This window comes from Streptomyces sp. TS71-3, from assembly GCF_018327685.1.
Taxonomy (GTDB): Bacteria; Actinomycetota; Actinomycetes; order Streptomycetales; family Streptomycetaceae; genus Streptomyces.
This window is the reverse complement of record NZ_BNEL01000001.1, coordinates 2,414,361-2,427,154: the sequence shown is the minus strand read 5'-3', so window position 1 is coordinate 2,427,154 and position 12,794 is coordinate 2,414,361. Positions and strand designations below refer to the sequence as shown.

Sequence of the window (12,794 nt, the reverse complement as noted above, 5' to 3'; positions counted from 1 at the left end):
CACGGTCGTGGAGCACCTTGGGGCGGGTGCCGGGGACGACGGTCAGGAGGTCGTCGAAGCGTGCCGGCGGCTCCTGCTCGACGGCGGTGTTCTGATCGGCTCGGAAGGCATCCAGGGAGAAAGAGGCGGCGGCGCGGGACGTGGAGACGAACTCGCTGCGGGGAACGAAGCGACGGCGACCAGGGCGACCAATCGGGATGAGCTCGCCGATACGGTGCCCATCGCGGATGACGGTGAAGGCCTGACCGCCCTCCAGGGCTTCCAGGATCTCCGTGGACCTTGTGCGCAGATCACTCTGGGTGATTTCCGGCCGGACAACCATGCAACCCACGGTAGCGGCTTGTCCTTTGCCGCTCCGGTCGCGGCAGGCCACCTGCCCCGGGGATCCGGCCCGCGGGCCGGGGAACAACCGGCCCGCGAGGCCGCGTTGCCGTCCACATGACGACGACCCGGACCACCGCCACCCCTGCCGCGAGCGCCCCCGAAGCGGGCGCCCTGCCGTCCGATGTCCTGCGGTACACCGCCTTCTCCGACGACCCGGCCGGGGGCAACCCCGCGGGCGTCGTGCTCGACGCGAGCGGTCTCGACGACGCCGCGATGCTCGCCGTGGCCGCGGAGGTCGGCTACTCGGAGACGGCGTTCCTGACGGCGGCGCCGCAGGAGCCGGGGGCGGCGCCGGCGGAGGGCGCGTCTCAGGCGGAGGACGGCGGGGGCGCGCGGGCGTTCACCGTGCGGTACTTCAGCCCGAAGGCCGAGGTGTCGTTCTGCGGTCACGCCACCGTCGCGTCGGCCGTCGCGCTCGCCGAGCGGATCGGCCCGGGCGAGGTGCTCTTCAGGACCCAGGCGGGCCCCGTACCGGTGTCCGTCACGGCCGGCTCCGCGGGTACCGCCCCGTTCGCCACGCTGACCAGCGTCGAGCCGCACGTCACCGACGCCGCGGACGACGACGTCGCCGAGGCCCTGGCCGCCCTGGACTGGCGCCGCGACGAGCTGGACGCCGCCCTGCCCCCGCGCATCGCGTACGCGGGCGCCCGCCACCTCGTCCTGGCCGCCGCGAGCCGCGCCCGCCTCGCCGACCTCGCCTACGGCTTCGACCGCCTCGCGGCCCTGATGCACCGCCTTGACCTGACGACCGTGCAGCTCGTCTGGCGCGAGTCGGAGACGGTCTTCCACGTCCGGGACCCGTTCCCGGTGGGCGGCGTGGTGGAGGACCCGGCCACGGGCGCGGCCGCCGCGGCCTTCGGCGCCTACCTGCGCGACCTCGGCCTTGTCGGCCCGGACGCCCGCCTCACCCTCCACCAGGGCCACGACCTCGGCCGCCCGTCCACGCTGACGGTGGAGCTGCGCGCCGGGGACCCCCGAGTGCGGGTGAGCGGCACGGCGGTGGCGATCGGCTGAGGGGCAGCCCTTGCGGGGCCCGCCGCGGTCACGGGCCGCGGCGGGCCCCTCGGCGGCCACGAACTCTCGTACGCCATGACCAGCACATGGTCGGCGGCCTCGACGAGGCAAGCGAGCAGGCCGGCGCGGCCGGCCCGGGCCTCGGTGAGACGGCCGGCGCCTCACACCCCCACCGTGCCGTCGGCCCGGTAGACCGGCACCGCGAACCGCGTGGACATCTCGTCGAACGTGCGCTGCTGGGCGGCCTGCTGCTCGGCGAAGCCGGGGGACGCGGTCGGCCCGAAGCCGACCGCCGCGTGCGAGCCGTCCAGCAAGGGGAAGACGGCGTCGCAGAACTCGTCCGGGTCGGCGCCGTGCGCCTGGCCGGGACCGGCGAGGCCGGTGGCCACGGCCGGCGGGATCAGCTCCACCACCCGGCACGAGGTGGCCTTGAGCGCGTGGCGCTGGTTGACGGTGTAGCTGTGCAGGGCTGCCTTGGCGGCGCTGTAGACGGGGGCGAAGGGCTGGGGGAAGAACGCTCCGCCCGAGGTGACGTTGACCAGCACGCTGGGGCGGCCGTGGGCGAGCATCAGCGGGGTGAGCAGCCGCCCGAGGTGGACCGGCGCGGCCAGCAGGACGTCGATCTCGTTCTGCGCCTCGGCCCAGCCGGAGCGGTCCGAGGCGATGCCCACCCGCCGCTGGATCCCGGCGTTGTTGATCAGCACGTCCAGCTCGGGCATGACCTGCCGGACGTGGTCGGCGAGGCGCCGGCGGCTCCGCGGGGCTCCGATGTCGTTGGCGAAGCTCTCGATGCCGGGCACGCGGCCCGCCACCGACGCGAGCCGCTCGGGGTCGCGTCCGGTGATCATGACGCGGTGCCCGGCCGCGTGGTAGCGCCGGGCCAGGCCGAGGCCGATGCCCGAGCTGCCGCCGGTGATCAGAACGGATGACCCTCCTGACGTTGCCGCCACGCTTGATGTTGTCATGTAAACAAGGCTGCCACCCGAATGTTTACATGGCAACTCGTTGCGTAGGCTGGGAGCCATGACCCGCCCCCTCGACCCGGCCGAGACAGCGCACTGGACCGCCTGGAAGCGCGCTCACGAGACCGTGCTTGAGGCCATCGGGGAGGAGATCCGCCAGGCCGCGGGCATCTCGGTGGCCGACTTCTCCATCCTGTCCCGCGTCATCGAGAACGGCGGGGGACGCATGCCCCAGCACGAACTGGGCGCCATGCTCGGCTGGAAGCGCGCCCGCCTCTCCCGCCAGCTGACCCGCATGGCCGAACGGGGCCTCCTGCGACGCGAACCAGGGACCGGCCGGCAGCAGCTCATCGCCGTCACGCCCCAGGGCGACTCCGCCTTGGCCGCCGCACGCCCGGCGCACGCCCGAGCGGTCCGCCGCACGCTGCTGCGGCTCACCGCCGCGTCCGGCGGCAGCGGATTCTGGGAGACGGTCCACGAGATCGCCGCCGGCACCCGGGAGACCGCACAGCCGCCACAGGCCCGAGCCAGCGCCCCGGACACTCAGGACGATTGACTCCGGGGACTCACCGCCAGGACCCCGCCGGCCTGCCGGGGTTGATTGACTGCCTGCCATGTCATCACCAGTGTTCGAGACCGCCACCCCCGACCCGTTCGCCTACCTCGACCGGGTCGCCGCGACCGACCTCGGCCGCTCCTACAAGCGGCGCATGCTCGACGAACTCGACGTTCGCCCGGGCCAGACCGTGCTCGACCTCGGCTGCGGCCCCGGCACCGATCTCGCTTCGCTCGCCGAGACCGTCACGGCGACAGGCAGGGTGATCGGGTTCGACCACGACCAGGCGCGGTCGACGCCGCCAGGGAGCGCACCGCCGACCGGCACCGAGTCGAGGTGGGGCTCGGCGACGTCCACGACCTGCCGCTGGCGGACGGCACCGCGGACCGCGCCCGCACCGACCGGGTACTGCAACACGTCGCCGATCCCGCCCGAGCGCTCCGGGAGATCCACCGCGCGCTACGACCCGGCGGGCGACTCGTCATCGGCGAGCCGGACTGGGACACCCTGGCCGTCGACCACCCGGACAGCGACCTCTCGCGCGCCTACACCCGGTACGTCACGGACGAGGTCATCCGCAACGCCCGCATCGGCAGGCAGCTCCCACGCCTGGCGACGGACGCCGGATTCGCGGTGCCTACGGTCATCCCGATCACCCCCGTGTTCCGGGGCACCCAGGCCGCCGACAAGATCCTCGGACTGGAGCGCACCACGCGGCGCGCCACGGCCGGCGGATACCTCACCGAGGAAGCGGCCGGACGGTGGCTGGACCACCTGCGCACCGGGCCCTTCCTCGCGGCGGTGACGTTCTACGTCATCGTGGCCGAGTCATAGGCGGGTCGTGGCCGAGGCGTAGGCGGGGCGTAGTCGGGGCGTAGTCGGGTCCCAGGCGGGGCGTAGCGGGGCGCAGGCGGGACGCAGGCGGGTCCTGACGGAGTCGTGGCCGGGGCCAACCGAGCCCTGGCCGCCAAGCCCGGCGACCGCGAGCCGCGGGAGCGGTTCGCGGCTTCGCCGCTCCGCCCCGACGCCACCCCCGTCCCCCCGGCTCCGCTCCCCGTCCCCCCCGGCTCCGCTCACCGCGCCTCTTCCACGATCGGCGTAACCCCGGGCCCGACACGTCACATATGGTCACAATATGACGTATGTCCGAGTCCATCCCGCGTTCCGAACCCGTCGTCACGCCCCCGACCAGCGCCGGCCCCGCGCCCCGCTTCAGCGTCATCGTCCCCGCGCACGGCGTCGCGGGCCGCCTGTCGCAGGCCCTGGACTCGGTGCTCCGCCAGTCCCCCGGCGGCACCGGGACACCGTCCTCCCCCGGCGGCGGGACACCGGGGAGCGGCCCGGCCTCGGCCTCCGCCCGCGCCGGAGGTGGCGCCCCGGCAATCGGTGACGGCCCGGCAATCGGTGACGGCCCGGCAATCGAGGTGATCCCGGTCTGCGCCGCCCCGGACTCGCTCGACGCCGGGATCGCCGACCGGTACGCGCACGACGATCCGCGGGTGCGCCCGGTGTGGTCGCCGCCGGAGGCCGGGCTGAGCGGGGCGCGGAACACCGGGATCACCGCCGCCCGCGGCGACTACCTGCTCTTCCTGGACGGTGACGACGCCCTCGCCCCGGGCGCGCTGGACGCCGTCGCGGTACGGCTGCGCGAGGTGGGCGACGTGGACGTGCTCTGCCTCGGGCACGAGCGGGTGCACTGGTGGAAGGGGGCGCTGCCGGCCGAGGACCCGTTCCCGGGGGCGCCGGACGGTGCCTTCGCGCCGGCTCAGGCGGCGGACGCGCCCTGGCTGACCGGTGCCGAGCTGCCCGCGTGGAGCGCCGCGCACCGCCGCGCGTTCGTCACCGCGCACGGCCTCGCCTTCCCCGCCGGGGCCTACACGGACGTCGGATGGGGCGGCCTGGAAATGCTCGCGGCGCAGCGGGTCGCCGTGCTGCCGCGGGTGTGCGTACGGCATCTGGTGCGCCGTCAGGGCAGCCGGCTGCGGGAGCCCGGCGAGCACCACTTCGACCTGCTCGACCACGTGGACCTGGTCCTCACCCGCGCCCGCCAGGGCACCACGACGGGGCCGCACGGGCACGGGGCCGCCCCCGAGAGCCCCGGCCCCGGCGCGAGCAACCGCCCCGCCGAGAGCCCCGAGGCGAGCGACCCGGCTCCCAACCGCCCGAGCACGAGCAGCCGCGCCCCCGAAAGCACCAGCGCGGGCAAGCCCATTCCCTCAAGCCCTGGAAGCCCTGGAAGCCCCGGAAGCCCCGGAAGCCCTGGAAGCCCCGGAAGCATCAGCGCCGGCACCCCCGACCCCAACAGCCCAAGCACAAGCGCCCCCGAAAGCCCCAGCGCGCCCGCCTCCACCCCCGCAAGCCCCCGCGACCCGCACAGCGCCCACGCCCATGCCCACGCCCACGGCGTGCCCCGCCCGCTCCCCGCCGCGCGCCTGCACGCCCTCTTCGCCGCGCTGATGGCCCAGGTCCTGCGGACCGCCGCTGCCGCGCCCGTGCTGCTGCCCGACGGTGCCGGGCAGGTGTTCTTCGACCGGGCCGGCCAGCTGTACCGGCGGCACCGGCCGATCGGCTTCCACCCGCCGATGGGGCCGTTCGGCGTGCAGCACCTGCTGCTGTCCACCGGCGCCTACCGGTCGTTCACGGCGCTGCGCGGGGCGCGCCAGAGTGCCCGGCGCGCCGCCCGGGGCGCCGTGTCCTCCGTGGCCCGGGTGCGCGCCCGCCACCCCCGCCACCTCGCCCTCTACCGTGCCGCCCTGCGCCGCCCGGTCGACGAGAACCTCGCCGTGTACTGCGCCTACTGGGGCCGCGGCTACCTCTGCAACCCGGCGGCCGTGCACGCCGCAGCGCAGCGCCTCGCCCCGGGCATCCGCTCCGTCTTCCTGGTGACCGAGGAGGCGGCGGAGCGGATGCCGGAGGGCGTCGAGTACGCGGTGCTGGGCTCGACAGGCGCCTGGGACCTGCTGGCCCGCGCCAAGTACCTGGTCAACAACGCCAACTTCGCGGGCGCCGTCGTCAAGCGCCCCGGCACCGTCCATCTCCAGACCCAGCACGGCACCCCGCTCAAGAAGATGGGCGTCGAGCAGGCCGAGTACCCGGTCGTCGCCTCGCAGAGCGGCAGCTTCGGGGGGCTGCTCGCCCGGGTGGACCGCTGGGACTTCAACCTCTCCTCGAACCGGCACTCCACCGAGGTCTGGGAACGGGAGTTCCCCGCGGAGTACGAGACGCTGGAGTACGGCTACCCGCGCAACGACGTCTTCCAGAGCGCGACGGCCGCGGACGTCGCCCGGATCCGCCGCCGTCTCGGCGTGCCCGAGGACCGCACGGCGATCCTCTACGCGCCCACGCACCGCGACTACCGGAGCGCCTTCCACGCCCACCTCGACCTGGACGCGTTCTGCGCCGCGGCGGGCGAGGAGTTCGTGGTCCTGCTGCGCGCGCACTACTTCTACGAGGACGGCACCCGCCGCCGGTTCGGCGGCCGGGTCATCGACGTGACCGCGCACCGCAGCGCCGAGGAGGTCTGCCTAGCGGCGGACGCGCTGGTCACGGACTACTCGTCGATCATGTTCGACTACGCCAACCTGGACCGCCCGATCGTGGTCTACGCGGACGACTGGGACGTCTACCGGGAGGCCCGCGGCACGACGTTCGACCTGATGGAGTGCCCACCGGGCCCGGTGGCGACGACCGCGGCCGGGCTGGCGGAGGCCTTCCGGAACGGTTCGTGGGCGGGGCCGCGCTCGGCGGAGCTGCGCGGGCGGTTCCGGGAGCGGTTCTGCGCCTTCGACGACGGCAGGGCCGCGGAGCGCGTGGTCCGCCGGGTGCTGCTGGGCGAGCCGCCCGAGGTACTGCCGCCGATCGTCCCGCTCGCCGAGCGCACCCCGGCGCCCGCGGCCCGGCCGGCCACCCCGTCCGTCCTCCCGCCCGGCGCCGCATCCGGTGCCAGGCCCGGCGCCGCATCCGATGCCGGGCCCAGCACCGCGTCCGATGCCGCGTCCGCCCGCCGCCCCGCGGGCGCCGCCGCCACCCCGCCGGAGAGGCCCGCCCGGGCGCGAGGGGCCTCGCCCGCGGAAGGCCGCGCCCCCGCACCGGAGGCCCCCGCCACCCGGAGCCCGGCGCCCGAGAGCCCCGCCTCCGCCGCCAAGGGCCCCGCCCCCGCGGCCAACGAACCCGCCCCCACCCCGGAGAAGAGCTGACCGTGCCCCGTTTCAGCGTCATCGTCCCCGTCTTCAAGGTCCAGGGGTATCTGCGCGCCTGCCTGGACTCGGTGCTGGGCCAGTCGTTCACGGACGTGGAGGTGATCGCCGTCGACGACCGCTCGCCGGACGGCTGCGGCACCATCCTCGACGAGTACGCCGCCCGCGAGCCGCGTCTCAAGGTGCTGCACCTGCCGGAGAACGTCGGCCTCGGCCGCGCCCGCAACGCCGGCATGCCGCACGCCACCGGCGACTACGTGCTCTTCCTCGACAGCGACGACGCCTACACGCCCGGCCTCCTCGCCGCCGCCGACGACCGGCTCGCCGCCACCGGCGACCCCGACATCCTCTGCTTCGACCACGTCCGCACCCACTGGTGGGGCACCAGCGGGCGCAGCGCCTCCGCGGACCTGCTGGAGCAGGCCGGCACGGACACCCTGCGGATCCGGTCGAACCCGGAGTACCTGAAGCTGTTCCTGGTCGCCTGGAACAAGGCGTACCGCCGCGACTTCTACCTGGCGCACGACTTCGCCTACGCGCCCGGCCTCTACGAGGACGCGCCGGTGACGTACCGGGCGATGGTCACCGCGGAGCGCATCGCCTGCCTGGACCGGGTCGGCGTGGAGTACCGGCAGCGGCGGCAGGGCGCGATCACCCGCACCCCGGGCCGCAAGCACTTCGACATCTTCGCGCAGTACGACCGGCTCTTCGCCGAGGTGGACGCGAGGCCCGAGCTGGCCTGGTCCCGGCCGCTGCTGTTCGAGCGGGCGCTGGACCACATGCTGTTCACGCTGGGCAGGCCGGAGCGGGTCACGGCGGAGGACCGCGAGGAGTTCTGGGCGCAGGCCGCGGACTTCCACCGCCGGACGCGGCCCCCGCGCTTCCCCCTGCCGGGCGGGCTGCGCGGCGCCGAGATGCGGCTGCTGGCGAACGCCCCGTTCTCCGCCTACCGGGCGCTGCACCGCCTGAACGCCGCCCGGGGCGCGGTGCTCCAGGACGGCCCGCGCCGCGTCCGCGAGGCGCTGACCGCGCGCGCCGCCGGCCGCTGGTACGCGCAGCGGCTGCGCCGCCCGCTCGACCCCCGGCTCGCGGTGTACGCGTCGGGCCACCACCAGGGCATGTCGGGCGATCCCGCGGCGATCTACGCGCGCGCCCGTGAGCTCGCCCCGCAGGTACGCGGCGTGTGGGTGGTGCACCCGGAGGCGGCGGAGCGGCTGCCGGCGGACGTGGAGCGGGTCACCGTCGGCTCCCGGCGCTACTACGACGTGATGGCCCGCGCCACGTACTGGGTGAACAACGTCAACTGGCCCGGCAGCCTGGTCAAACGGCCCGGTGCCGTGCACGTCCAGACCCATCTCGGCACCCCGCTCAAGTACATGGCGCTCGACCTGCTGGACCGGCCGGGCGCGCGGTACGGCTTCGACGTGCGCGCGATGCTGCGGCGCGCCGACCGCTGGGACGTCAGCCTGACCGCGGGCCGGTACGCCGAGGAGGTCTGGCAGCGCGCCTACCCCTGCCACTACCGCTCGCTGCGCTCCGGCAGCCCCCGCAACGACGTGCTGGTGCGCGGCGACGACGCCCGCGCCGCCGCCGTCCGCCGGCGCCTCGGGATCCCGGACGGCGCTCAGGTGGTGCTGTACGCGCCGACCCCGCGCGACTACCGGCGCGGCCGGTACGTCGAGCGGCTCGACCTGGAGAGGCTCGCGGCGGCCCTCGGCCCGGAACGGCGTCTGGTGCTCCGGCTCCACCCGTCCCTCGCCGACCATCCGGCGCGCGCCATGGTCCCGCGCGACCTGCAACGCCGCGGGCTCCTCGTGGACGCCACCGAGGAGCCGTCCGTCGAGGACCTGATGCTCGCCTCGGACGCGCTGGTCACCGACTATTCGGCGCTGATGTTCGACTACGTGCTGCTGGACCGCCCGGTGGTCGTGCACGCCGACGACTGGGCCGCCTACCGGGCGGTGCGGGGCGCCTACTTCGACGTCACCGCCGAGCCGCCCGGCCATGTGACGTACACGGTGGAGGAGCTGGCGGAGCTGTTCGCGACGGGCGCGTGGCGCGACGCGGAGTCGGCGCGGCGGCGCGCGGCGTTCCGGGACCGCTTCTGCGAGTACGAGGACGGGCGGGCCGCGGAACGGGTCGTGCGCCAGGTACTGCTCGGGGAGCCCGAGCCCGCCCGCGGCAGGGGGTCGTTCCTGGTGCCGGGGGCGCCGATGACGGTCACGCCGATGGCGGGGGCCTCGGGGGCGGACGTGGATTCGGCGGCTCTGGGGGGCACGGCGGGGGCGGATGCTTCCGGCGGTCGGTCGGCTTCCGGCGGGCAGACGGCTTCCGGCGAACGGACGGCTTCCCGCGGGCAGACGGCTTCCGGCGCGCCGGATCCGGACGGGACGGTCATGCCGGGCGCGCCGGCGGCGGACGGAACGGATGTGTCCGGTGCGCCGGGTGTGGACGGCGCCGGCGCCGCGCCGCTCGGTGACGCGGTCTCCGGGGCGGGCGACCGGTGAGCGGGCAGACGGGTGAGGTCACCCGGAACCGGCCGGGTCCCGCCCGGCCGCCCGCCCCGCCCGCACCGGCCCGGCGCCGCCTGGCCGCGGCGCGCTGGTGGACGGCCGGGGTGGTCACCGTGCCGGTCGCGGCCCTCGCCGTGCTCGGCTACCGCAGGCGCTGGATCTGCGACGACGGCCTGATCTACCTCCGGCCGGTGCGCCAGGTGCTGGCGGGGCACGGGCCGGTGTTCAACGCCGGGGAGCGCGCGGAGAGCTCGACCGGCGCGATCTGGCAGTGGCTGCTGACGCTGGCCACCTGGCTCACCCACGCCGACCCCGCGTTCCTCGCGGTCGCCCTGGGCCTCACCCTGAGCACCGCCGGATACGTGCTGGCGCTGTGCGGAACGTGCCGCGCGTACGCGGCGAGCGCCGCGTACCGGGCCTCCCCGCCACCGGCACCGGACTCCTGGTTCGCGGCGGACGCGGATGCCCGGCGCGCGGGGCCGGGCGCACGGCGCAAGGGGCGGGGCAGGCGGCGCGCGGACCGGCGGCGCGCGGAGTCGGACCGGCGGCGTGAAGGAGACGACCGGCGGCACGCGGAACGGCGTCCGGAGGGCTCCGACTGGCCGCACGAGGGGCCGGACCGGCGACGCGAGGAACGGGACTGGCCGTACGAGGAGCCGGATCAGCGGCGCGAGGAACGGGACTGGCCGTACGAGGAGCCGGGCTGGCCACACGAGGGGCCGGATCAGCGGCTCGAAGAACGGGACTGGCGGCACGGGGAGTCGGACCAGCCGTACGAGGAGCCGGACCGGCAACGCCGAGGACCGGACCGGCGCCGGGAAGCACAGGACGCACGGGACGCACGGGAGCCACGGGAGCCACGGGAGGCAGGTGACCGCCGCCGCAGGGCATCGGAGACCTGGCCCGAGGCGTCGGATCCCCGGCGCATGGTCTCCGCCTCCCGCCGCGCGGGCGGCGCCGCCCCCGGATCGCGCCGCTCCCACCGCCCCGGCACGGAGCGCCCCGCACCCCGCGCCGGGCGTCCCGCACCCGGTGCCCGCCGCGGCGCCCCGCGCGCCCGGCGCCGCAGGAACCGGGACGCGTTCCCCCGCCCCCGTACCCCCGTCCTGCTGCCCGCGGGCGTCCTCGCCCTGCTCGCGGTGCCGCCGGTCTGGTCGTACATGACCTCCGGTCTGGAGAGCGGGCTCGGCACGTTCTGGACGGGACTCTCCTGGTGGCTGCTGGTGCGCACCCGGCGCGGGCAGCGGGCGCGGGCGCAGACGGCGACGGCCTTCGTGTTCGGTCTCGGCTGGCTGGTCAGGCCGGATCTGGCGGTGGTGACGGTCTGTTTCCTCACCGCCCAGTGGTGGGTGCTGCGGCCCACGCCGGCGCGCACGACGCGGCTGCTGAGCGCGGCGGCGCTGCTCCCGGCGGCGTACGAGGTCTTCCGCGCGGGCTACTACGGCGTCCTGCTGCCGCTTCCCGCCATCGCCAAGGAGGCCGGCGCAAGCGACTGGGGCCGGGGCGCGCGCTACGTGCAGGAGACGCTTGGCCCCTACTGGCTCTGGCCCGCACTCGCGGTGCTCGTGGTGGCCGCGGTCCATCTGCTGCTGGGCGCGCGGCACGAGCGGCCGGCGGCGGGCGGCTGGACGGCGCCCGGCTGGCGTGCGCGGGCGATGGCCGGGGAACGGGCCGCGGGCGACCGCGGCGCCCGGAACCGTGGCCGGAGGCGGGGGCGGGGGCGGGGACCCGCGGACACGGACAGGGACAGGGACGAGGCCAGGGACGGGATCGAAGACAGGGACAGGGACAGGGACAGGGACAGGGACAGAGACAGAGACGACGAGGACGAGGACGAGAGGGACGCGAACGGGAAGGGGAACGCGAACGGGAACGGGGACGAGGACGGAGACACCGGCGAGTGGCGCGTGCACGCCGCGATCGAGAGCGGGGCCGTACCGGGCCGGCGGGCGTGGGTGGTGGCCGGGCGTGAGGCCGGGGACGGGCCGGGCGCGCGGCCCGGCGGCGTCCGGCGCTCGTGGTTCCCGTGGGGCGGCCGGGCCCCGGAGCACCCGTGGGCCGGAGCCGCCGGCGTCCGCCCCAAGGCGCCGGTGGGTGCCACCCCTCTCGCCGTCTTCCTCACTCCGCCCGTCGCCGCGCTGCTCCTCGCGCTGTACGTGGTGCGGGTGGGCGGCGACTACATGCACGCCCGGATGATCCTGCCCGCGCTGCTGCTCCTGCTGCTGCCGGTGCTGGTGGTGCCCGCCACCCGCGGGACCGCCGCGGCGGGCGGGCTGCTGCTGGTGTGGGCGGCGGCCGCGATGAGCCCGCTGCGGCAGCCGTACGACCTGAACTCGTCCCCGGGGACGTTCAACGTGCGCAGCTCGGACGTGCGCTACACGCACGACCACAACCCCGTGCGCACCGCCACCTGGGTACGGCACTGGCCCCGGCTGCCGCACGCGAACGCGATGCTGGCCGCGGCGGTGCACGGCAAGCCGCCGGCCCTGCTCTACTTCGACGACCGCCGGCAGCTGCACACCGCCCCGATGCGCTCCGACGCGCCGTACCACGTGGTCATGGTGGGCCGTCACCTCGGCGTCACCGGCGCGGCCGTGCCGCTCGACGCGTACGTGAACGATGCCTGGGGCCTGGCCAGCCCGATCGGTGCGCACCTGGCGCTGGAGCGGTGGGCCTGGCCGGGCCACGAGAAGTTCCTCCGCAACGAGTGGATCTTCGCGGACTGGGCGGTGGACTCGCCGCCGGACGCGGACCTGCGGTACGCGGGCGTGGCGCCGGTCCGGCTGGAGGCGGCCCGGAAGGCGCTGGGCTGCGGGCCGCTGGCGGAGCTGGCCGACTCGGTCCGCGCCCCGCTGACGAGACAGCGGTTCTGGCAGAACCTGACCGGCGCCTGGGACCGCACCCGCTTCCGCTTCGCCCGCGCCCCGCAGCAGGCGGCGGCGCACCTGTGCGGAAGGGGGGCCTGACCGGAAGGGGTGCGTGAGCGGAAGGGGTGCGTGAGCGGAAGGGTGCCTGGGCGGAAGGGGTGCCTGAGCCGGCGCGGGACGGGGCACGACTGACTCCCCGCCGGATGCGGGGAACCACGCCGTGAGCCACCCGGAAAATCACCCCTGCGAGTGAATCAAGGCAAAGAAAGTGACGTTATTGGGCAAAGGGGACAAGTGCGTTC

8 protein-coding genes and 1 pseudogene are annotated in these 12,794 nt (G+C 75.7%); 8 read left to right on the top strand and 1 reads right to left on the bottom strand.

Annotation, left to right across the window (positions count from 1 at the left end):
* Positions 1 to 7 precede the first annotated feature (7 nt).
* Both Sm713_RS41630 and Sm713_RS09880 read left to right on the top strand, forming a co-directional pair.
* The gene (locus tag Sm713_RS41630) at positions 8 to 442 is read left to right on the top strand and encodes a hypothetical protein (protein WP_212909259.1); all 435 of its coding nucleotides are present in this window, start codon (positions 8 to 10) and stop codon (positions 440 to 442) included.
* The gene (locus tag Sm713_RS09880; protein ID WP_212909258.1) at positions 439 to 1,398 is read left to right on the top strand and encodes a PhzF family phenazine biosynthesis protein; all 960 of its coding nucleotides are present in this window, start codon (positions 439 to 441) and stop codon (positions 1,396 to 1,398) included. Before Sm713_RS41630 ends, Sm713_RS09880 begins: the two co-directional genes overlap by 4 nt.
* 161 nt (positions 1,399 to 1,559) lie before the next feature.
* Here the strand turns inward: Sm713_RS09880 and Sm713_RS09875 are convergent, their stop codons facing one another.
* Positions 1,560 to 2,363 carry an SDR family NAD(P)-dependent oxidoreductase gene (locus tag Sm713_RS09875; protein WP_212909257.1) on the bottom strand — a complete coding sequence of 268 codons (804 nt, stop codon included), beginning with the start codon at positions 2,361 to 2,363 and terminating at the stop codon, positions 1,560 to 1,562.
* Between the two features lie 58 nt (positions 2,364 to 2,421).
* On the opposite strand from Sm713_RS09875, the gene Sm713_RS09870 reads away from it, so the two are divergent.
* The 6 genes and pseudogenes from Sm713_RS09870 to Sm713_RS40250 all read left to right on the top strand — a co-directional run bounded on the left by Sm713_RS09870 (position 2,422) and on the right by Sm713_RS40250 (position 12,591).
* Complete coding sequence (locus tag Sm713_RS09870; RefSeq protein ID WP_212909256.1) at positions 2,422 to 2,916, top strand: MarR family winged helix-turn-helix transcriptional regulator; 495 nt, start codon at positions 2,422 to 2,424, stop codon at positions 2,914 to 2,916.
* 58 nt (positions 2,917 to 2,974) lie between these two features.
* Positions 2,975 to 3,139 (top strand): annotated as a pseudogene (locus Sm713_RS41440) (ubiquinone biosynthesis protein UbiE); the annotation flags it as partial.
* Between the two features lie 113 nt (positions 3,140 to 3,252).
* Positions 3,253 to 3,750: a methyltransferase domain-containing protein gene (locus Sm713_RS40255; RefSeq protein ID WP_249416198.1), complete on the top strand. Its 498-nt coding sequence runs from the start codon at positions 3,253 to 3,255 to the stop codon at positions 3,748 to 3,750.
* A 308-nt stretch (positions 3,751 to 4,058) separates the two neighbouring features.
* The gene (locus Sm713_RS09860; protein WP_212909255.1) at positions 4,059 to 7,112 is read left to right on the top strand and encodes a CDP-glycerol glycerophosphotransferase family protein; all 3,054 of its coding nucleotides are present in this window, start codon (positions 4,059 to 4,061) and stop codon (positions 7,110 to 7,112) included.
* 2 nt (positions 7,113 to 7,114) lie between these two features.
* Positions 7,115 to 9,619, top strand: a complete 2,505-nt coding sequence (locus tag Sm713_RS09855; protein WP_212909254.1) for a CDP-glycerol glycerophosphotransferase family protein — start codon at positions 7,115 to 7,117, stop codon at positions 9,617 to 9,619.
* Complete coding sequence (locus tag Sm713_RS40250; RefSeq protein WP_249416197.1) at positions 9,616 to 12,591, top strand: hypothetical protein; 2,976 nt, start codon at positions 9,616 to 9,618, stop codon at positions 12,589 to 12,591. Before Sm713_RS09855 ends, Sm713_RS40250 begins: the two co-directional genes overlap by 4 nt.
* Positions 12,592 to 12,794 lie beyond the last annotated feature (203 nt).